Annotated in this window: 20 protein-coding genes; 12 read left to right on the forward strand and 8 right to left on the reverse strand. The window is 54.2% G+C overall.

Features of this window, described 5'->3' with window-relative positions; genetic code table 11:
* From A0129_RS04790 to A0129_RS04810, 5 genes are all read left to right on the forward strand, one after another.
* Positions 1-723, forward strand: coding sequence for a response regulator (locus A0129_RS04790; RefSeq protein WP_291712885.1), 723 nt, complete (start codon positions 1-3; stop codon positions 721-723).
* Positions 720-2,096 carry a Trk system potassium transporter TrkA gene (gene trkA, locus A0129_RS04795; RefSeq protein ID WP_105027801.1) on the forward strand — a complete coding sequence of 459 codons (1,377 nt, stop codon included), beginning with the start codon at positions 720-722 and terminating at the stop codon, positions 2,094-2,096. The genes A0129_RS04790 and trkA overlap by 4 nt, the downstream gene beginning before the upstream one ends.
* Positions 2,097-2,111: 15 nt before the next feature.
* Positions 2,112-3,572, forward strand: a complete 1,461-nt coding sequence (locus tag A0129_RS04800; RefSeq protein WP_291712886.1) for a TrkH family potassium uptake protein — start codon at positions 2,112-2,114, stop codon at positions 3,570-3,572.
* Entirely contained in the window at positions 3,569-3,976 is a 408-nt protein-coding gene (locus A0129_RS04805; RefSeq protein ID WP_105027803.1) for a GTP-binding protein, read from the forward strand. The genes A0129_RS04800 and A0129_RS04805 overlap by 4 nt, the downstream gene beginning before the upstream one ends.
* Before the next feature lie 83 nt (positions 3,977-4,059).
* The gene (locus A0129_RS04810; protein ID WP_040511986.1) at positions 4,060-4,308 is read left to right on the forward strand and encodes a DUF3567 family protein; all 249 of its coding nucleotides are present in this window, start codon (positions 4,060-4,062) and stop codon (positions 4,306-4,308) included.
* A 56-nt stretch (positions 4,309-4,364) separates the two neighbouring features.
* Here the strand turns inward: A0129_RS04810 and A0129_RS04815 are convergent, their stop codons facing one another.
* The 3 genes from A0129_RS04815 to edd all read right to left on the reverse strand — a co-directional run bounded on the left by A0129_RS04815 (position 4,365) and on the right by edd (position 8,580).
* Positions 4,365-5,651 (reverse strand): MFS transporter, encoded by a 1,287-nt coding sequence (locus A0129_RS04815; RefSeq protein WP_105027804.1) that lies wholly within the window; start codon positions 5,649-5,651, stop codon positions 4,365-4,367.
* Positions 5,652-6,103: 452 nt separating this feature from the next.
* Positions 6,104-6,772 (reverse strand): bifunctional 4-hydroxy-2-oxoglutarate aldolase/2-dehydro-3-deoxy-phosphogluconate aldolase, encoded by a 669-nt coding sequence (locus A0129_RS04820; protein WP_105027805.1) that lies wholly within the window; start codon positions 6,770-6,772, stop codon positions 6,104-6,106.
* On the reverse strand, positions 6,769-8,580 hold the full coding sequence (edd, locus tag A0129_RS04825) for a phosphogluconate dehydratase (RefSeq protein ID WP_291712889.1): 1,812 nt from the start codon (positions 8,578-8,580) through the stop codon (positions 6,769-6,771). The genes A0129_RS04820 and edd overlap by 4 nt, the downstream gene beginning before the upstream one ends.
* 94 nt (positions 8,581-8,674) lie before the next feature.
* Between edd and zwf the strand changes: the two genes are divergently transcribed.
* Genes zwf through A0129_RS04840 form a run of 3 tightly spaced genes read left to right on the forward strand, consistent with a single transcriptional unit; the run spans position 8,675 to position 13,705 of the window.
* Positions 8,675-10,141: a glucose-6-phosphate dehydrogenase gene (gene zwf, locus A0129_RS04830; RefSeq protein WP_105027807.1), complete on the forward strand. Its 1,467-nt coding sequence runs from the start codon at positions 8,675-8,677 to the stop codon at positions 10,139-10,141.
* Positions 10,138-12,897, forward strand: coding sequence for a phosphoenolpyruvate carboxylase (gene ppc, locus A0129_RS04835; protein ID WP_291712890.1), 2,760 nt, complete (start codon positions 10,138-10,140; stop codon positions 12,895-12,897). The genes zwf and ppc overlap by 4 nt, the downstream gene beginning before the upstream one ends.
* Positions 12,898-12,910: 13 nt before the next feature.
* The gene (locus tag A0129_RS04840) at positions 12,911-13,705 is read left to right on the forward strand and encodes an FRG domain-containing protein (protein WP_291712892.1); all 795 of its coding nucleotides are present in this window, start codon (positions 12,911-12,913) and stop codon (positions 13,703-13,705) included.
* Positions 13,706-13,719: 14 nt separating this feature from the next.
* On the opposite strand, the gene A0129_RS04845 is transcribed toward A0129_RS04840, so the two are convergent.
* Positions 13,720-14,940, reverse strand: coding sequence for a cation:proton antiporter (locus A0129_RS04845; RefSeq protein WP_105027809.1), 1,221 nt, complete (start codon positions 14,938-14,940; stop codon positions 13,720-13,722).
* A gap of 112 nt (positions 14,941-15,052) precedes the next feature.
* Between A0129_RS04845 and A0129_RS04850 the strand changes: the two genes are divergently transcribed.
* Complete coding sequence (locus tag A0129_RS04850) at positions 15,053-15,595, forward strand: NUDIX hydrolase (protein ID WP_291712894.1); 543 nt, start codon at positions 15,053-15,055, stop codon at positions 15,593-15,595.
* Here the strand turns inward: A0129_RS04850 and A0129_RS04855 are convergent.
* Both A0129_RS04855 and A0129_RS04860 read right to left on the reverse strand, forming a co-directional pair.
* On the reverse strand, positions 15,564-16,175 hold the full coding sequence (locus A0129_RS04855) for an L-2-amino-thiazoline-4-carboxylic acid hydrolase (protein WP_105027811.1): 612 nt from the start codon (positions 16,173-16,175) through the stop codon (positions 15,564-15,566). The two genes, A0129_RS04850 and A0129_RS04855, sit on opposite strands and share 32 nt — an antisense overlap.
* Before the next feature lie 9 nt (positions 16,176-16,184).
* Positions 16,185-16,829: an MBL fold metallo-hydrolase gene (locus A0129_RS04860; protein WP_291712896.1), complete on the reverse strand. Its 645-nt coding sequence runs from the start codon at positions 16,827-16,829 to the stop codon at positions 16,185-16,187.
* A gap of 100 nt (positions 16,830-16,929) precedes the next feature.
* Between A0129_RS04860 and A0129_RS04865 the strand changes: the two genes are divergently transcribed.
* Positions 16,930-17,259, forward strand: a complete 330-nt coding sequence (locus A0129_RS04865) for a DUF2834 domain-containing protein (protein WP_105027813.1) — start codon at positions 16,930-16,932, stop codon at positions 17,257-17,259.
* Positions 17,260-17,261: 2 nt separating this feature from the next.
* Here A0129_RS04865 and A0129_RS04870 read toward each other — a convergent pair whose 3' ends face one another.
* Entirely contained in the window at positions 17,262-17,876 is a 615-nt protein-coding gene (locus A0129_RS04870) for an alternative oxidase (protein WP_105027814.1), read from the reverse strand.
* Positions 17,877-18,012: 136 nt separating this feature from the next.
* On the opposite strand from A0129_RS04870, the gene A0129_RS04875 reads away from it, so the two are divergent.
* Positions 18,013-18,405: a lysozyme inhibitor LprI family protein gene (locus tag A0129_RS04875; RefSeq protein WP_291712898.1), complete on the forward strand. Its 393-nt coding sequence runs from the start codon at positions 18,013-18,015 to the stop codon at positions 18,403-18,405.
* A 254-nt stretch (positions 18,406-18,659) separates the two neighbouring features.
* On the opposite strand, the gene A0129_RS04880 is transcribed toward A0129_RS04875, so the two are convergent.
* Positions 18,660-18,785 (reverse strand): hypothetical protein, encoded by a 126-nt coding sequence (locus A0129_RS04880; RefSeq protein WP_291712900.1) that lies wholly within the window; start codon positions 18,783-18,785, stop codon positions 18,660-18,662.
* Positions 18,786-18,893: 108 nt separating this feature from the next.
* Here A0129_RS04880 and A0129_RS04885 point away from each other — a divergent pair, with 108 nt between their 5' ends.
* Entirely contained in the window at positions 18,894-19,385 is a 492-nt protein-coding gene (locus A0129_RS04885; protein ID WP_291712902.1) for a flavodoxin family protein, read from the forward strand.
* Positions 19,386-19,392 lie beyond the last annotated feature (7 nt).

Raw genomic sequence — 19,392 nt, forward strand, 5'->3', positions numbered from 1 at the left:
ATGGCGACCATTCTCGTTGTAGATGACGAAATTGGAATTCGAGAACTGTTGTCCGAGATTCTCGGCGACGAAGGGCATGCGGTGCTGCTTGCTGAAAACGCAGGCCAGGCACGTGCATTGCGTGACCAAGAGCAGCCTGATCTTGTGTTGCTCGACATCTGGATGCCGGACACTGACGGCGTGACTTTGCTAAAGGAATGGTCGGTGAAGGGGCTGTTGACCATGCCCGTGATCATGATGAGTGGTCACGCAACTATTGATACCGCTGTTGAAGCCACGCGAATTGGTGCGCTCGACTTTCTGGAAAAACCCATTTCATTGCAAAAACTGTTGGGCGCTGTTGAAAAAGGTTTGGCCCGCGGGAAGATGGTTCAATCTGCACGCGCGCTGATGCAGTCGCAGCCCAAGTCCAATGGCGTGGGTAGCGCTGCCAGTTTGTCCAGTGGGGCACCCGCCACGACACACAGTGGCTCGGCTGCTGCACCCGATTCAAGCCCCTTGGGTCAGGCCCTGGCCGAGTTGTCCACACTCGATCTGGATGCCCAACTGCGCGATGCCCGTGATTCATTTGAACGTATTTATTTTGAATACCACCTGCGTCTGGAAAACGGCAGCATGACCCGGCTGGCCGAGCGCACAGGCATTGAACGCACGCATTTGTATCGCAAACTGAAGCAGCTGGGCGTGGAAGTGGGCCGCACCGCGCGCAAAAATATCGCATGAAAATCATCATCGTCGGCGCCGGGCGTGTGGGGGCCAGCCTCGCTGAAAGCCTGGTGTCCGAACACAATGACATTACCCTGATCGATCCAGACCCCAAAGTACTGGCGGATCTTCAAGACCGCTACGACTTGCGTACCATTGCAGGCAATGGCGCTTTGCCGCGCGTGTTGAAACAGGCCGGTGCCGAGGATGCCGACATGCTGGTGGCGGTTACCCGCAGCGATGAAACCAATTTGGTGGCTTGCCGAATGGCTGCGCTGATGTTCAATGTGCCTCGCCGAATTGCGCGTGTGCGCTCGCCCGAAATGATGGAGCAGGCCCACCTGCATGGTGATGAAGGCTTCAATGTGGACCACGTGATTTGCCCGGAGCAAAGCGTGACCAATCACATTGAGCGCCTGATCGAATTTCCCGATGCTTTGCAGGTACTTGATTTTGCCGATGGCAAGGTGACGCTGGTGTCAGTTCGCGCGTATGCGGGCGGGCCTTTGGTGTCGCACCCCATTGAAGACATTCGCAAGCACTTGCCCAAAGTCGATGTTCGAATTGTGGCCCTGTTTCGCGAAAACCAGCCTGTGGCGGTTGAGGGTTATACGATGATTCAACCCGGCGACGAAGTGTTTTGTCTGTCTGCCACTGAGCACGTGCGCACGGTGATGGCTGAACTTCGCCGCATGTCCAAACCCGTCACCAAAGTGATGATCGCCGGAGGCGGCAACATTGGTCTGCGCCTGGCTCGTAGCCTTGAAGACAATTACCAGGTGAAGGTGATTGATGCCGACCGCAAGCGCTGTGAAGACCTGGCGAATCAGTTGGGCTCGCGTACCCTGGTGTTGTACGGCGATGCCACCGATGAAGATTTACTGGCCGAAGAAAATGTGCAGGACGTGGACACTTTCATTGCGCTGACCAACGACGATGAAAACAACATCATGTCGTCCTTGTTGGCCAAGCGGATGGGCGCACGCCGGGTTATTGCACTGATTCAGCGCAAGGTATATGCCGAGCTGGTGCAGGGCGGGCAAATTGACATTGCATTGGCGCCTTCGAATGCAACACTCAGTGAATTGCTCAAGCACATCCGCAGGGGTGATGTGGTGGCAGTGCATCGCCTGCGCCGTGGTGTAGCCGAGGCAATTGAAACCATTGCGCACGGCGATTCCAAGTCGTCGAAAGTGGTGGGCCGTGCCATTGAAAAAATTGACATGCCCAAGGGTGCCGTGATCGGCGCAATTGTGCGTGGTGACCAAGTCATCATGGCGCACCACGACACAGTCATTGAGGCAGAAGACCACATCATTACTTTTGTAGAAAACCGCAAACTGATACCGCAGGTGGAAAAACTGTTCCAGGTCGGTGTGGGATTTATCTAACGTGGCGCGTGCAGCATGAGGAACTCGCTCTTTCCAGTGCTGGGTGTATTGGGCTTTGCCGTGGCGCTGTTCTCTGTGGCGTTTTTGGTGCCGCTGACTTATGCATTCGTAACCGATGAACCCACTGTGCAGGCATTTGCCACAGGTTTTTTAGTCACCTTTGGTATTGGGGTCACAGCACACGTATTAACCCGCCGCTTTCGCCGGGAACTTCAACCCAGAGACGGTTTTCTGTTGGTGTCTACGGTGTGGTCGGGTTTGCCTGCCTTTGCCACCATTCCGATGGTGCTGTTCTTTGATGATCTTAGCGTTACCGACGCCTACTTCGAGATGGTCTCTGCCATCACCACCACGGGCGCTACTGCATTAAGCGGCCTGGACAACATGCCGGACAGCATCAATATCTGGCGGCACTTGCTGTCGTGGATGGGTGGCATGGGTATCCTGGTTCTAGCGGTGGCAATCTTGCCGTTGCTGGGTGTGGGTGGATCTCAGGTGTTCAAGGCCGAGACTCCCGGCCCGATGAAAGACAGCAAATTGACCCCACGGATTACAGAGACTGCCAAGTCGTTGTACATGGTCTATCTCATGATCTCAGTTGCTTGTGTGATTAGTTACAAGCTTGCGGGCATGGGCTGGCTGGACGCATTCCTTTACACGGGGACTACAGTTTCCCTCTCAGGAATGGCGGCGCATGACAGCAGTTACATGTATTTTGATTCGGCTTCAATCGAGATGGTCGCTGTGGGGTTCATGATGATCGCTGCAGTGAACTTCTCCATCCACTTTTTAGCCTGGCGTGGAAAATCGTTTCGTCCGTATGCCAATTGCCCGGAAGCGAAGTGGTTTTTCCTGCTGATGTTTGGATCGGTGACGTTGATCACCATGTATTTGTTGGCGCATCAGGAATACACCACTTTCAGCGAAGCATTTCGGTTCGCACTTTTCAATACAGTGTCAGTGGCCACTACGACAGGTTTCGCGAACACTGATTATTCCAAATGGCCACTTTTCGCGCCCCTACTCATGATCTTCATGAGTATGTTTGCGACTGCCGCGGGGTCGACTGGTGGTGGCATCAAGATGCTACGTGCGGTCATTCTGTTCAAGCATGCGATTGGCGAGTTGTCGCGTATTCTTCATCCCCGTGCAATCAACCCGGTGCGCATTCGAGGTTCGGCAGTGAGCTCGCAGGTGATTTTCGGTGTGCTCGCATTCATGCTGATGTATGGCATGAGTGTGATCACCATCACCATGTTGTTGATATTTACAGGCCTTGATCCAATTTCTGCGCTAACCACGGGTATCTCAATGATCAACAACCTTGGCCCAGCGTTGGGTCAATTTGGCCCTGTGGACAACTATGCCGCTCTAGGCGACTTTCAAACCTGGCTTTGTTCATTTGCCATGTTGCTCGGTCGCCTGGAAATGTTCACCATCTTGGTGCTGTTCACGCCAGCGTTCTGGCGCAAATGAAAACGCGGCTTTTTCTGGTGCCTGGCCGCGACCCGGAAGCACGAGCCCGGCGAATTGAAGCACTGCTTTCCGAGCAGGCTGGCGTTGGCAAGATTACCTTGATGGCCAGTACCGAGATTTTTTCCTACGCCTCAGTGGAGGCTCAGGCAGAGTTGTTCCGTCTGGACTCTGAGCGCAAAGCGCGCGGTATTCACGTGCTGCGCTTAAGTCCCGGTTGCTTGTGTTGTTCCTCCAAATTGGTGCTGACAACTCACCTAGCTCGCACCTTAAGATTGAATCAACCCAATGTATTGTTAATGGAACTGGAAAGCCAAAGCCACCCGGAACAGGTGTTACAGTTATTAAAAGAGCCTCAATGGAATGACTGGTTTGCCGATATAACACTTGTGGAGGATGTTGCGTAAGGGGTTAGACGCCCAAGGCGTGGCCTTGAAATTGCTAGATAGATCACCATATTCAACCTGAAAGTATTATTTGGAGGTTTGCGATGTTAATGATGATTGATAGCCCCTTTTACTGCGTGGTGGATTTGGTCATGAGCGAGGGGCAACCCAGCCTTGGCATTGAAATCGTGGACAAGAACAATCAGCGCGAACTGTTTTTGCAGGGCGACGCGGCTGAAAAATTCCGCGAAGAGGTGAAATACCTTGCCGCCCAAGAACCCGATATCGACGACATCGAAGCTTTTATTGAAAGCTACAAACCCTGGATGCAACACCCGGTTACGTTGCACTGAACGTGTCTTGAAAATGCCTCTGCTGTTCTGGCAGAGGCCACCTTCTCAATCCCAATTCAAGCGAATCTTGGTTTGGCGTGAGTTTCGCGGCTCAACATCAAACTGACAATTGACGAGCCCACCCACACAGCAAGTACCAGCATGCACACAGTCATGCCAGCTTTTGAATAAGCACCGGTGATGTTTTCCACGGCTGCATAGTGGTCAAGAATCGCACCCAGTACAGGCTGCTGCACCAGTGGGCCGACCATGACACCCAGGTTCACAATGCCCACTGCGGTAGCACCCAAATGGTGGGGCACCGACTCCTTCACGTAACCGAAGCTCAGCACCATGGAGCCACCCCCAAAGGCCGTGATCCACAACAAAACCGACACCAGTGAAATCGGAAGTTCAGGTTGAATACCCAAAATGATGAAGCCACTGATCGACAAAACCGCGCCTATAAAATAGGGCAGTTTGCGCTGCTTGAGCTTGTCGGAAAGCGCACCAAAAAACAGGCTGCCAGCGGCAAAGGCGATCAGCATGCCGGTGATAATCAGTGAGGCCTCTTTCACGCTGAGCCCATGCCAGGTGGTGAGGTAGGGCACACCCCACAGGCCGGTGAACGTAAGAATTGCACCGCAAACACCACTGGGAATCCAGAAAATCAACCACACAGCAGGAAAGCGAAGTGTGTGGCCCAAAGCGGTAAGCAATGGCAAGGTGACTTCATTGGCGGGGCGTTTGGCCACGTGGTTTTTGTAGCCGCGCTGCGAGGGCATGTCGCGAACATAAATCCAGATCAGCAGGCCCAGTGCCACGGCAATCATTCCACTGGCGCCCATGACCATGCGCCAGCCAAACAAATCGGAAAGTGCACGCAAGGGCACGCCTGCCAGTACGGCACCCATGGTGCCCACGGCCAGGCTGACACCGGACATGCTGGCGAAACGCGCCGGCGAAAACCACTGGGCCACCAACATCAGCATGGACACCCAGGCCACTGCAACCGAGCCACCCACCAAGCCGCGACCCACTGCCGCCCAACCCAGGGTGGGTGCAAAGCCGAACATGAGAGCACCCATACCGCCGAGCATACAGCCCGCAGTCAGAATTTTGCGCGGACCAATTCGATCGACCAACAGCCCCACAGGTATTTGCATGGCTGCGTAAAAGTAGAAGTAAAACGCAGAGAGGTTGCCCAGTGCTGCGCGGCTGAGGTCGAACGTGGTGCTGAGTTCCTCGGTGAGTACGCCAGGTGTAACGCGCTGAAAGAAACCGAACAGGTAAAACGCGGCTGCCAGGCCCCAGATGATGAACGACATCCGCAGGGGGGGCGGGGAAAGGTGATTGGGCGACATGGTGTTGTTCTTGTGGTGACTGCAGGCAGTGTCGCATGTGGGCGCGCTTGTGCCACTTGGGTGTAACCCGAGTGGTCTCTTGCTCAACTCGGCGTGGGTTCCTTGTGTCGCACTGGACTAGTGGGCTTGGGAGCTAAACTTGAATGGTCACCGCTGCCCGAAAACTTGGCATTTCGGCTTGTCGTCTTGAGCCTGCACTAAGCCAAGCCCTCCAAAAGTAACGGTCGGGTCTTGGCTTTCGCGCCAGGGCGCGATCATTAGTCTCTGCGCGCCAAGCCGGCAAGTTTTCTGACTGGTCATCGTGCGACCCATTGCAAGTTCAGCTCCCCGTACTCCCGTGCAGCGCTTCGCCATCACCACGCAACTCGCAGCTGTGTTTGGTGCCCAATCGGCGGCGGTGTTTCGATCGCCTCGCCTTCAAGAAAACTACGAGGGAGCGGAACCCAAGCCGATTAAACCAGCACCGTGCTATTCCATGCCGCCATGGCCAGCGCAGCGCGTTGCTCAACTACCTTGGCTACATTGGCTACACCGTCCAGCCCCGCAGTCAGCCATGTGCCACCCACCGCTTGCACTGCTTTGATTTCACGCCACTGCGGCAGGTTTTCCAGTGTAACGCCCCCGGTGGGTATCACACGTGCCGTGGCCAACGGTGCGGTAATTCCTGCCAAGGCTTTGGGGCCACCTGCTGCCATGGCCGGAAAAAACTTCAGCAATTCAAACCCCAGTTCAAGCCCGCGCATCATTTCCGATGCTGTGGCGGCACCGGGAACCCAGGCATATCCTTTTTTCAGGGCGTGTTCAGCCAGGGTTTCAGTGAGGCCCGGTGAAATAAACAGCGTGGCTCCAAGGTCCGCGCTTTGATCAAATTGTGCTGGCGTTAAAACCGTGCCTGCAGACAGCTGCATTTGAGGAAAACGCCTGGCGATCTCGCCCAAGGCTTCAAGCGCAACCGGGGTGCGCAATGTGATTTCAATTTGAGTGATGCCACCTGCGCAAAGTCCTTCCGCAATTTCCAGTCCTTGTGTGAGGTCGCTGATCACTACCACGGGCAAAACGCCTTGCTGCAACCAGTGTTGTGTGCGTTCAAGGCGTGTGTCGGGTTTGTATTGGGTGTTCATGGTTTGTCCTTGTTGAGCAGGGGAAACAGGTTACTGGCCCCCTCTTCTGCGCTGCTTACCGTGTTTCTCCACACCTGAAAATATCCGCGCCCATGGCTGACTGCCTGCGTGGGTGTGGGCATGGGCTCTCGGTTACTCAAATCGGCCGTGGTCTGTAAAACGCCCTCATGGGCATCTACCCGCACCATATCGCCATCGCGAAGCCGCGAAATGGGCCCATCGGCTTGGGCCTCAGGGCATACATGAATGGCCGACAACACTTTGCCCGATGCGCCACTCATGCGACCATCGGTTACCAAGGCCACTGGTAAGCCTTGGTCTTGCAGAATACCCAGAATGGGTGTGAGTTTGTGCAGCTCGGGCATGCCGTTGGCACGTGGGCCTTGGTGGGCCAGTACCACCACTACGGGTTGCGTCAATTCGCCCTTGTTGAACGCATCAATCACCTGGTGTTGATCGGTGAATACGCGGCAAGGCGCTTCGACAAACCGGTGTTCCTGTTTCACCGCCGACACTTTGCACACGCCTCGGCCCAGGTTGCCTTTCATCAGGCGAATACCGCCGTCTGGCTGAAAGGGATTGGTGTATGGACGCAGCACCTCGGTGTTGCGTGAGGCACCTGGTTTGCGGGTAGAGAAGGTTTCTGAGGCGGGCAGCACTTCGGCCACGGTGTTGGCCATGGTGGTGCCCCATATGGTGAGCGCGTCTCCATCTACAAATCCGCCGTCCATCAGCGTGGACAGCAAGCCCGCTGTGCCACCTGAGGCTTGAAATGCATTCACATCTTCCGTGCCGTTGGGGTACACCCGTGTAAGCAGCGGGGTGACACTGGAGATGATCTCCAGGTCGGTCCAGTCGATCAAGTAGCCAGCTGCACGGGCCACGCTAATCCAATGAATGGTGTGGTTGGTTGAACCACCCGAGGCCATCAGGCCCACCAATGCATTGATCAAACAGCGGGAATCCACCAATGCACCGAGTTTTAATGCCGGGTTGCGCGTGGCACTTTCAATGGCACGTACGCTTTCACCAATCAGCGCCTGGCGCTGAGGGCTGCTGGGTGGCTCGAATGCACCACCGGGAAACTGCAAGCCCATGAAGTCGAGCATCAGCTGGTTGGAATTGGCCGTGCCATAAAACGTGCAGGTGCCCGGGCTGTGGTATGCCTTTTCCTCGGACTGCAACAGGTCTTCGCGGCTTGCTTTGCCCTGTGCAGCCAGTTGGCGTGTTTTGGCTTTCTCGGAATTGGATAGGCCTGTTTCCATGGGGCCGGCGGGAATGAATACAAAAGGCAAGTGGCCAAAGCCCAAGGCGCCGATCAACAACCCTGGTGCAATTTTGTCGCACACACCTAACAAAATGGCGCCGTCAAACACATCGTGCGAAAGACCCACGCAGGCTGACAGTGCAATCACATCGCGTGAAAAAAGCGACAACTCCATGCCTTCGCGGCCTTGGGTGACACCGTCGCACATGGCCGGTGTGCCGCCCGCCACCTGTGTCGTGGCACCCAGCGCACGGGCATGCTTGGCGATCAATTCAGGGTAAACCGCAAATGGCTGATGGGCCGACAACATGTCATTGTATGCAGTCACAATTCCAAGGTGCGGCGATTTGTGCAGTGAAATAACGCGTTTGGTACTGCTGGGGTAAATGGCTGTGGTGTGAGCAAGGTTGGCGCAGCCCACGGCCGTGCGGTCTTGAGGGCCTTGTGGCAAGCTGTTCAAGTAGGCAGTGCGTGTGACCGCTGAGCGTTTCTCAATGCGCTCCCGAAGTGCCATCAATGTGGGATGTAGTGTGGTTGCCATTGCACAGCCCTTGGTCAGATTACTTGTAGAGGTGTGTTGTTTGTAACATAATTACAAGAAATTAGCAATTTATGTAACTTATTTGGAAAATACCATGACCGACAATTCCCCCCTGCCCGTTGGCGCGTTCACCTTTGTGTTGCACGGTGCGGGCGGAGACCTGGCCAAGCGAAAAATCATTCCCGCATTGGCACACCTTGCCAAGTCGGGCTATTTCTCGACCGAGTCCAGAATCATTTTTGCACAACGCGAGGCCTTAACGCCCGGCGAAGCCCTGGCTCAGGTGGACTCATTTCTGAAAGCAGCGGGTGATGAGGCTGCACGCGAGTCCATCCCGGCCTTGTTGCCTTACTTGCACACTTTGCAGGTGGTGCTGGGCACACCAGAGTCATGCCGGGCCATGAGTAACGCAGTGGCTGGAAGCCCCGAGCCAGTGGTGCATTATGCCGCCCTGCCTTCATCGCGGTTTATTGATTTGATCAATTGCATTCCCACCGTACGCGACCCTGAAAAGCTTCGCTTGGTGCTGGAAAAGCCCTTGGGTTTTAACGCGAAAGAATCTGCCTTGATTGAAGAAGCCGTGGCCGCCAAGCTCGATGAATCGCAGGTGTATCGCATTGATCACTACCTGGGTAAACAGGCTGTACAAAACATGCTGGCGCTGCGATTGGGCAACCGGATTTTCGAGCCCTTGCTGACCCGCGAGCATGTGTCCCATGTGCAAATTACCGTGGCTGAAGATTTGGGTGTGGAAGATCGCGCCGGTTTTTATGAACATGCCGGTGCGCTTCGAGACATGGTTCAAAGCCATATTTTGCAGCTGTTGGCGATTGTGGCCATGGAACCGCCAGTCAGCCTGGAGGCCAATTCATTGCGCGATGAGAAGCTCAAGGTATTGCGCTCTTTGAAGGTGCCGCAGGTGACGGGTATTCCAGAGATCGTGGTGGGCCAGTATGGAGAGGGTTTTGTGAAAGGCCAGCCTGTGCCCAAGTACCGCAGTGAAAAAGGTGTCGCCGCAAATTCAACTACAGAAACGTATGTGGCGTTTCGAACCGAGGTGCAAACCTGGCGATGGGCAGGTGTGCCGTTTTTGGTGCGCACAGGCAAGCGCATGCCACGCCGTTTTGCAGAAATTGTGATTCAGTTTCGCGATGTGCCCAAGCCCCTGTTTGAACCGGTGGGCGGCCAATGGGTGGGCAACCAGTTGGTGATCCATTTGCAGCCCGAGGACAAACTTGAGCTGAAGTTGCTGGCAAAAACACCGGGCGAGCGTGAACGCTTGAAGCCAGTGTCGCTCGACCTGGATTTTTTCAATACCTGGCGCATTCCAGTGCGTGACGCTTACGAGCGATTAATCACCGATATTTTGCGCGGGCGACTGGGTTTGTTTCTGCGTCGTGATGAGGTACAAACCCAGTGGCAATTTGTGGATCGTATTTTGAATGACCTGAAAAGCCACGGCATGGAGCCCGTGCCCTACACCAGCGGCACCTATGGCCCTTCATCGGCCACAGCCATGGCATTGCGGGCCAATTCATTGTGGTCGGAGGATGGGTTGTGAGCAACAGCGTGAATCAGGATGACAAGGACCAGCAATTGCGCGACGACATTCGCCTGTTGGGTGCTTTGCTGGGTGAAATCATCGCCGAGCAGCAAGGTTTGCCGGTATTTAATGCGATTGAAGAAGTAAGGCAGTTGTCGGTGCAGTACCGGCGCTTTGATGACAAGGCAGCACGCGCCAAACTGGAAGCTCGGCTTGAGGCTTTGTCGCAAGATGAAACCATTTCACTGATACGCTCTTTCTCGATTTTTTCGATGTTGAGCAATATTGCTGAAGACTGCCATTTGATTCGACGCAATCGCCAGCATGAACTGGCGGGTATGCCCGCGCGCGAGGCCAGCCTGGATTACACCATCCCCGAGTTGGAACGCGTGGGTGTGAATCGTGATGCAGTGCTTGCACGCCTGAAACAAACCGAATCTGTGCCAGTGCTTACCGCGCACCCCACCGAGGTGCAGCGCAAAAGTGTGCTGGATGCACAGCAAAGCATCATCGCGCTGATCCGCCACCGCGATGAAATTCAATTGACGCGTGAAGAGGCCAACGCCTGGCGGGATGAACTGAAAGCGGCCGTGCAGCGCTTGTTTCAAACCCGTTTGCTGCGCCGAAACAAATTGAGTGTGATTGACGAGGTCAACAATGCGCTGGCCTATTTCGACTCCACTTTTTTTGCGCAGGTGCCGCAGGTGTACCGCAAGCTGCAAAGCCTCCTGAATTTGCCCAGCACGGACAACTTTTTGCCCGTGAATGAGGACCCACTGGGCAAGGTGTTGACGGTGGGCTCGTGGATTGGTGGCGATCGCGATGGCAACCCGTTTGTGACTGCGCAGGTGCTGGACACCTCGTTGAAAATTCAAAGTCGCAAAGTGCTGGAGCATTATCTGGCCGAGGTGAATTGCCTGATTCGCGAATTCAGCGTGACCGATTATTTCTTGAAACCCAATCCGCCTTTGACCGAATTGGCCAATGCCTCGGGGGAAGATTCAGCCCACCGCATGGATGAAACGCTGCGCCGCGCCTGTGTGGCAATTCGCAAACGGCTGGAAGCCACCTTTCAGCAAGCGGCTCAGGGCGAGTGCACTGCCCAGGCCTATGCAAGCCCAGCTGATTTTCTGGCCGATTTGAATACCCTGTTTTCTGCGCTGAATGACAACGGCATGCAGCGAATTGCAGAAGGTCGTTTGGCGCTGCTGGCGCGCAAGGTGAAGGTGTTTGGTTTCTCTTTGATGGCTTTGGACCTTCGCCAAAACAGCGATGTGTTTGAAGAGGTGATTGCTGATTTGCTCAAGCAATCCACCCTGGGGAAAATTGATTACCTGGCCTGTGGCGAAGCCCAACGCGTTGAGCTTTTGTGTGCTGAACTGCGCACCCCTCGTTTGCTGTTCAGTGATTCCCTGCAGTACAGCGAGCGCACCCATTCAGAAATGGCGATTTTCAGAAAGGCCAAACTTGCCCATCAAATTCTCGGTGCTTCGGCCATTCAGAACTGCATCATTTCCAAAACCGCATCGGTGAGTGACCTGCTTGAACTGGCGGTGCTGCTGAAAGAGGCCCATTTGTTGAATGTGGCCACGGGCGAGATTGCCGTCAATGTGGTGCCTTTGTTTGAAACCATTGGCGACTTGCAGGCCGCGCCCGACATCATGAATCGTTTGTTCGGCATTCCCGAATACCGCACCTTGGTAGCTTCGCGCGGGCATGTGCAGGAAGTGATGCTGGGCTATTCAGACAGCAACAAGGATGGCGGTTTTGTCACTTCCGGTTGGAGCCTGTACCAGGCCGAAATTGGTTTGGTGGATGTGTTTGCAAAACACGGCATCAAGATTCGCCTGTTCCATGGCCGGGGTGGTTCGGTGGGGCGCGGTGGCGGTTCGAGCTACCATGCCATTTTGGGTCAACCACCGGGTGCGGTGGATGGTCGCATTCGTTTGACTGAACAGGGCGAAGTGATCGCCGCCAAGTACGGTATTGAATCGCTGGGTCGGCGCAACCTGGAGGTGTTGGTGTCAGCGAACCTGATGGTGTCTGAACACACCGAGCTGACGCGTGAAGTACCCGCGAAGTACTTGGAACTCATGGCGAAGCTGTCGGAACATGCCTTCAACGCTTACCGGGATTTGGTCTACAACACCGATGGATTTCTGGATTACTTCAAACAGTCCACGGTCATTTCTGAAATTGCCAGTTTGAACATTGGTAGCCGCCCCGCGTCCCGCAAAGCCAACTGGACTATTGAAGATTTGCGCGCCATTCCCTGGGTGTTCAGCTGGGCGCAAAGCCGTGTGATGTTGCCGGGGTGGTATGGCTTTGGCACGGCGGTGGCCACTTTGCGTACCCGCTTGAGCGAGCCCGAATTGCAGGATCTGCAAGCCATGGCGAAACAATGGCCCTTCTTTAACACCATGCTGTCAACATTGAACATGGTGCTGGCCAAAGCGGACATGGCGATTGCATCGCGTTATGCCGCCATGGTGGAAGACGCTGCACTGCGTGACAAAGTGTTTGGCCGCATTGCCGCCGAGCATGCACGTGCCGTGGAAGGGCTGTTGTGGCTGACTGGGCAACAAGAATTGCTGGCGGACAACCCATTGCTGAAACGTTCCATTGAAGCGCGTTTTCCGTATGTCGACCCGCTGAACCATGTGCAGGTTGAACTGTTGCGCAGGCACCGCCAAGGCGAACTGGATGAGCGCGTGGCGCGCGGCGTTCACCTGTCGATCAACGGCATTGCCACTGGCTTAAGGAACAGTGGCTAGCAGGGAGTGAATTGTGGAAACGGTACAAATTGCCAGCTGGAATGAGTTTGTGGCCTTGACCTCAGAATGCGACGGTTGGGCGTTTCGGGGATTGCAGGATGCCGACTGGCCGCTGCTAAGTTCCTTGTCGCGCTACCTTCAGAATTACGTGCCTGACAAAACATTCTGGCGCTCGCGCGAAGAACGTGCCTTTCGGATTTTTCGCCGCAAGGCGCACAATTATTTGCCCGATGCCAGTGTGCTGGACGACGACATTCGTTGCCTGGCCTTGATGCAGCATCACGGTGCACCCACTCGCATGCTCGACTTCACGAAGTCGCCTTTTGTAGCTGCGTTTTTTGCCTTGGAAAGAGCGGTAAAAAATTCGGCCGTGTTTGCCTTGGACACTCCACGGTTGTGGATGGCCACGCCGATCAACAATGCCACCCTGCACCGCGACATGATAGACCCGCGTATTCCAGGCAATTTTGAGCGTTACTTTGCAACCAATGCCAACGACATCATGTGGGTGGGCGAACCCGACCAGATGGATCGGCGGCTGGTGGCGCAATCAGGTACGTTTGTGGTGCCGGGTGTGTTGGACAAACCGATTGATGAAATTATTCAACAGTACGAGACCGGCCCTGCGATGATCCGCAAGTTCATTTTGCCGGCCAGCATTCGAAAAGAGGCCATGTTGGCCCTGTACCGAATGAACATCACGCATGCCACGCTGTTTCCAGACCTCGACGGGCTTTCACGCTCCATTTCTTATGAGCTTGAAATTACCTGGCCGGGGCATGTGCTGGCCGAAAGGAAATCGCAGTGAGCTGATGCGCTAGTTCAGCTTCGGCTTTCCTGGCGGTATTCTTCTAGCTTGTTGCCCCGGTACACCTGTTTAAAGAAAATGGGTGTCAGGAAGGTGGTGACAATGCCCATTAACACCAAGGTTGAGAACATGGTAGGGCCAATAAAGCCGTTCTGGTAGGCAATGCCGGCCACCACCAGTTCCATCACGCCACGGCCGTTGAGTACTGCCCCCAAACCCAATGATTCCCGGTGCTCCATTCCCACCATCAAACCGCCCAGCCAGCCCGCGAACAGTTTGGTGACAATCGACACCACGATGACGATGAATGGGAATTCCCATTCGCTGAGGCTGACCAGTTGAAGTTCAAGGCCCAGATATGCAAAGAAAATAGGGCCCAGAAAACCGTTGGTAATTGACCCGAGCGTGCCTTGCAGGTCTTTGTAGCGCGAGGCGATGAAGTGTTTTTTGTCCAGAAACAGCGCACCAAAAAATGCACCAATCACAAAGTGAAAACCCAAAGCCTCACTGATGGTGCCAAACACCAGAACAAACACAATCACAATGCCGAACAAAGCCTCAGGACCAAATACCTTGATCATGGATTCTGGCAAGGCCTGCACATTCACATTGCGTTTTTCGAGCCAGTTCAGCAATTGGTTCAGCCCCACCACCACCAGGCCCATGGCCATCAGTTTCAGGGTGGCTATGCCCACAGCCACGCTGGCGTCGCCCAGTGTGAGTGTTTCAGGCAGGTTCAGCACAATACCCAGAATAAAAAGCGCAGCCACGTCGTTGACCACTGCGGTGGCCAGTGAAAATTTGGCAATCGGGGTGTGCAAAATTCCGAGGCTGTCCATCAGCTTTACGGCCACAGGCAATGCGGTGATTGAAATGCACAGGCCCAGAAAAATCATGCGCATGATGTCCTGACCAAATGCTGCCGCAACCAACACACCACCACCGAAGGGAATGAAAAAGCTGATGGCTGCCAACATAAGCCCGCGCCCTTTCATGGCGCCCACAATGTCGGAAAAGCGCATTTCAAGGCCGGCATTCAAAATGATCAGAAACACAGCCAATTCAGTCACGCCGGCAAGGGCTTTGTTGGGTTCAATCAAACCCAGAATGGCCGGGCCCAGCAATACCCCGGCCAGAATTTCACCGATCAGCTCGGGCTGGTTGTAGCGTGCAAACAGGCGGCCGAACAAGCGGGCGACCACAATAAGCAATAGCAAGCTGGACAGCAGTGACATAGTGAAATTTACAGAAAGATGGCGATTGAGTTTACCACTGGCAAGCTTAGGGTTAACGCGGAGAACTCAATGTGGTCAAATGTGCTGTTTCAATCTTTTGACTTGGCGTTGTATGTTCGATTCTGAAAAGCACCTGGAAGAAACCTGCATCACCAGCACACGCGTGTTTGACGGGCATTTGATGAAAGTGAACCAGGACACAGTGCGCCTGCCCAATGGCGAACAATCGGTGCGCGAATACACGGTGCACCCGGGTGCAGTGGCCATTATTCCCATTCTGGATGACGGTCGCTTTGTGATGGAGCGGCAATTTCGCTACCCTCTGCACCGCGTGTTTCTGGAATTCCCGGCTGGCAAAATTGATCCGGGTGAAGACCCAGTGGCCACGGCTCACCGGGAACTGCTGGAAGAAACCGGATATGTGGCACAAACGCTGGAATACATCACCACCGTTCACCCGGTCATTTCCTATTCCACAGAAAAGATCGAGTTGTATGTGGCGCGTGGTTTAACCCTGCAAGAACGACAGCTGGACCACAATGAGTTTCTGGACGTGGTGCTGGTTGAACCTGCCGAGTTGATGAGGCAGATCAAGGCAGGTGAAGTCAGTGATGTGAAAACGATTATTGGAGCGTTTTGGGTGGCACAAACCTGAAGTCGCACAGTGGGTGTGCTTGGGCAATGGTTTGGGCGCGTTGCAATTGCAAACCCCACTGCGCAGCCATTTGGTGGTCCAGGCTGCAGGCGGCATGGCGGGTTAGTTCAGGCACGCCCTGCTGTTTAAAGTAATTGGCCAGCGGGCAAACAGTGACATCAAAGGCCACCGCACCGTTGGTGGGGTGCACTGCGCGTACAAACGGTTTGGTGAACATCACCTTGAACATGAGGTTGGTCAACCACCGTGCGCGCACCAGTGCTTTTGCGCTGCGCAGGCGAGACAGCTTGAAACCCAATTCAATCGGCGGACCAAATAGTTGCCAGTTGATGGTTTCAATCAACTGGCCTGCTTCGGTGCGGGGCATTCCCTCTTCCAGTGCTGCGCGGTACAAGGCCACATCCCATTCCATGTAGCGCATGATCAACCCCAAGCCCAACGAATGTGGTGGGCGTGTGTGTTGAATACTTTGTTGAATGCGCTGCGCAGTTTGCCACAGTGGCGCAGTGACAACTGGCTTGACCTGCCTGGCAAAAGCATGGTTTGGCAAGTAAAACCGCAGCGCAGCCAGCAGGTTCATGGCGAGGCCTTAAAACTGCAGGTCGCGCACATACGGGTTGCTTCGGCGTTCCTGACCAAAGCTGCCCTCTGGCCCGTGGCCTGGAATAAACACGGTGTCATTGCCCATGGGCCACAAGCGGTTGCGAATGCTGTCGATCAGGGTTTCATGGTCACCACCGGGAAAGTCCGTGCGACCCATGCTGCCCACAAACAGCACATCGCCCACAAACGCACGTTTGGCTTCCTCCGAGTGAAACACCACATGGCCCGGTGTGTGGCCCGGGCAGTGGCGCACATTCAGGGTGCAATCGCCAATTTGAACCGTGTCGCCATCGACCAGCCAACGGTTGGGTGTGAAAGGTTTACTCAAGGGAAAGTTGAACATGCGGCTTTGGTCGGCCAGTCTATCGATCCAGAACTGGTCACCCACGTGTGGGCCGATGATGGGCAAGTTCAATTGCTCGGCCAGTTCTGCCACCCCACCTGCGTGGTCAATGTGCGCGTGGGTGAGCCAGATTGCTTGCAGCTCCAGATTGCGATCGGCAACAGCCTTCTTGAGTTTGTTCAGATCGCCACCGGGGTCGATGATGGCGGCCTTGTTGGTTTCACTGCACCACACGATGGAACAGTTTTGTGCAAACGGTGTAACAGGAATGGTGTGGTAGCGAAGCATGTGGCGTGTGGGTGAATACAGTGGAGATATAGTAGTGAAATTGTGGTGTTGATTCAAATTAACCCGGTTCAATTGACCAAGAAAAAGGGGGTTCGAGTTTATGGGAACAGCGGCATATCGCAGATTTCTGGTGGTACTGGCTGTGGCATTCGCCGTGGCATTTGCCTTGGTGTGCATTCCGCCGTTCATCGACAATCCAGACATTGTGGGTGCGTTTGCGGGTGGTTTTGTGAACCCCTACGCCTCGGGTTATGCCATGGACATTTTCTTCACCTGGGCCGTGTTGGCCGTGTGGGTGATGTACGAGGCGAAAGTGAAGGGCATTCGCCACGGTTGGGTGGCGTTGCTGCTGGGCGTGGTGCCCGGTGTTGCCACCGGGTTTGCGGTGTACCTGTTGATTCGTTTGAATCAGGAACAGGCCGCAGCTTGAAATTACACCGCCAGCGGATGATCGGCCATGTCGTGGTTCACATCGGCATGGCCTTGTTCATCTTTGCGCACGGCGATGACCACATCGCGTAGCTTGGCATCGGCGGGCAGCTTGTAATAGTCGATTGCAATTTTCGGTGCGGCGATGTTTTCAATTCGGCCCGCATCAATTTCAGCCAGGTAGTCGGTGTAGCTGATTACTGCCTGGTTCTCGAAGTAGCCCACCATGCGGTGAGCGGTTTTCGGGAAGAACACATACAGCACGAAATAGAAGTGCCAAAACACCAGTTGGGCAAACAATACCAGCAGCCGCTCGCCCACACTGGGTTTTGCAATTTCAATAAAAATCATCAAATGCATGCGTTCGTTTTCCGCTTCTTCAAGCAGGGTTCGAATGGTGGGGCCGTAGCCGGTTTTCATTTTCCGCAAGCTCTTCAGGTGGATCCACATGCCAGCCACCATGCCGGGTACACCTGCCACCGTTTCCAGAATGACCGCCCGATGACCGTAGCGTTTGGCAAAGAAAGTGTCGGCAAACCAGCGAAAAAACATGGTCAGCGATTTTGCGAACTTGTCAGAGAAGTCTTTGGGGGTGGGTTCTTGAGGCAATGCTTCCATGTGCTCTACTCCTGAGGTGTGACGACAGCGCTTTTATTTACTTTTTGAATTAGTCTACGCTGATTGGAATGTGGGGGCTAGCCCTTAAAATCACTGCCAAAACAAAGAGAGGCTGACTTATTTGAGGGAAAGGGCAATGAATAAACTGATATTCAAATTTGTTCTAATTGGATTTTTAGGGGTGTCATCTTGGGCCTTCGCAGACAGCGCCAATGATGAAGAACTTTGTGCGCAGATGAAAGATGCAAAAACAGAGATGGAAGATACGCTTCTACAGATCAAGCAGAGAAAACAAAATGACTCGGCATTTCTTAAGGCGTTGAACAATAGTCAGAAGCAATGGATGCAATATGTGGATGCGGAATTACTCATGCAGTTTCCCTCGCAGCAGTTCATCGACTACGGTTCTGTTTTGCCGATGTGCCAATGCGTAACCCGACTGGGTTTAGTTCAGGAACGAATTGTTACTTTAAAGCAATGGCTTGAGCCAGTTGTGGAGGGGGATGTGTGTACGGGAAGCAAGCGGTGAATCGAAGTTAGCGTAAGCCCCACCAGGCGCCGTGGAGAGGGGCTGCGGTTGGACTACAAACACAATTTGTATTGAGACAGAAAGCCTTGTTACGTGCAGAATACGGTTGAAGCAACAACTTTATTCAACCAAATCCATCCTGATAAAAAGCGCAGAAGATCGCGATAGCGACATCAAGATTCTCGAATCATTGCTAAACCACCCTGCTGCATCTGCCTTGACGAAACGCAACATTGAAAAAGAGATTCGAGCAATCAAGGGCCTGCAATGTCGTTGTAGGGAATTGCGGAGAAACCTTCATCTTTCGAGATATGCTCAATTCCTGATTTGGAGATGACCATTTTTGAGTTCAGTGGTTTTTGCACAGCTAGATTGGACATGAATTTGCCTCTGGGCGAGAGTTTTAAATTTTCACGAGTCTAGGGGCTGTTTTCATGGCTATCAAACTTGTACCCTGTTCAGGTTAAATAGAAACCCTCACCCAGCCCATGAAAACCCTGCTCATCATTTACCACTCCATCACCGGCGGTTCCAAAGCGATGGCCCATGCCGTGGCTGAGGGTGCTGCAACTGAAGCGGAGGTAAGTACCCTGCTGCTTCACGCCAGTGAAACAAACGCCGAACATGTTTTGAATGCGCACGGCTATGTATTCGTTACCCCCGAAACTTTGGGCAGCATGGCGGGTTTGATGAAAGACTTTTTTGACCGCACCTACTATGCTGCGCTCGACCAAATCAATGGGCGGCCCTACACGGTGTTGGTGTGCGCCGGCAGCGACGGGCAGGGTGCAATCAAGCAAATTCAGCGCATTGCCACGGGGTGGCGTTTAACGGAAATGGCACCGCCACACATTGTGTGTACCCACGTACAAACGCCTGAAAAAATTCTGGCACCCAAAACCATTGGCCCTGCGGATTTGCAACATGGCCGCGATTTGGGCGCTGCATTCGCAGGTGGTTTGGCTTTGGGTTTGTTTTAAATCACCA

Source organism: Limnobacter sp. CACIAM 66H1 (assembly GCF_001601825.1).
Lineage (GTDB): Bacteria > Pseudomonadota > Gammaproteobacteria > Burkholderiales > Burkholderiaceae_B > Limnobacter.

What these genes read in the sequence shown, in the direction of transcription:
- A0129_RS04790 (WP_291712885.1), top strand. Translation starts at nt 1, where the DNA reads ATGGCGACCATTCTCGTTGTAGATGACGAAATTGGAATTCGAGAACTG.
- trkA (WP_105027801.1), top strand. Translation starts at nt 720, where the DNA reads ATGAAAATCATCATCGTCGGCGCCGGGCGTGTGGGGGCCAGCCTCGCT.
- A0129_RS04800 (WP_291712886.1), top strand. Translation starts at nt 2,112, where the DNA reads ATGAGGAACTCGCTCTTTCCAGTGCTGGGTGTATTGGGCTTTGCCGTG.
- A0129_RS04805 (WP_105027803.1), top strand. Translation starts at nt 3,569, where the DNA reads ATGAAAACGCGGCTTTTTCTGGTGCCTGGCCGCGACCCGGAAGCACGA.
- A0129_RS04810 (WP_040511986.1), top strand. Translation starts at nt 4,060, where the DNA reads ATGTTAATGATGATTGATAGCCCCTTTTACTGCGTGGTGGATTTGGTC.
- A0129_RS04815 (WP_105027804.1), bottom strand. Translation starts at nt 5,651, where the DNA reads ATGTCGCCCAATCACCTTTCCCCGCCCCCCCTGCGGATGTCGTTCATC.
- A0129_RS04820 (WP_105027805.1), bottom strand. Translation starts at nt 6,772, where the DNA reads ATGAACACCCAATACAAACCCGACACACGCCTTGAACGCACACAACAC.
- edd (WP_291712889.1), bottom strand. Translation starts at nt 8,580, where the DNA reads ATGGCAACCACACTACATCCCACATTGATGGCACTTCGGGAGCGCATT.
- zwf (WP_105027807.1), top strand. Translation starts at nt 8,675, where the DNA reads ATGACCGACAATTCCCCCCTGCCCGTTGGCGCGTTCACCTTTGTGTTG.
- A0129_RS04845 (WP_105027809.1), bottom strand. Translation starts at nt 14,940, where the DNA reads ATGTCACTGCTGTCCAGCTTGCTATTGCTTATTGTGGTCGCCCGCTTG.
- A0129_RS04850 (WP_291712894.1), top strand. Translation starts at nt 15,053, where the DNA reads ATGTTCGATTCTGAAAAGCACCTGGAAGAAACCTGCATCACCAGCACA.
- A0129_RS04855 (WP_105027811.1), bottom strand. Translation starts at nt 16,175, where the DNA reads ATGAACCTGCTGGCTGCGCTGCGGTTTTACTTGCCAAACCATGCTTTT.
- A0129_RS04860 (WP_291712896.1), bottom strand. Translation starts at nt 16,829, where the DNA reads ATGCTTCGCTACCACACCATTCCTGTTACACCGTTTGCACAAAACTGT.
- A0129_RS04865 (WP_105027813.1), top strand. Translation starts at nt 16,930, where the DNA reads ATGGGAACAGCGGCATATCGCAGATTTCTGGTGGTACTGGCTGTGGCA.
- A0129_RS04870 (WP_105027814.1), bottom strand. Translation starts at nt 17,876, where the DNA reads ATGGAAGCATTGCCTCAAGAACCCACCCCCAAAGACTTCTCTGACAAG.
- A0129_RS04875 (WP_291712898.1), top strand. Translation starts at nt 18,013, where the DNA reads ATGAATAAACTGATATTCAAATTTGTTCTAATTGGATTTTTAGGGGTG.
- A0129_RS04880 (WP_291712900.1), bottom strand. Translation starts at nt 18,785, where the DNA reads ATGTCCAATCTAGCTGTGCAAAAACCACTGAACTCAAAAATGGTCATC.
- A0129_RS04885 (WP_291712902.1), top strand. Translation starts at nt 18,894, where the DNA reads ATGAAAACCCTGCTCATCATTTACCACTCCATCACCGGCGGTTCCAAA.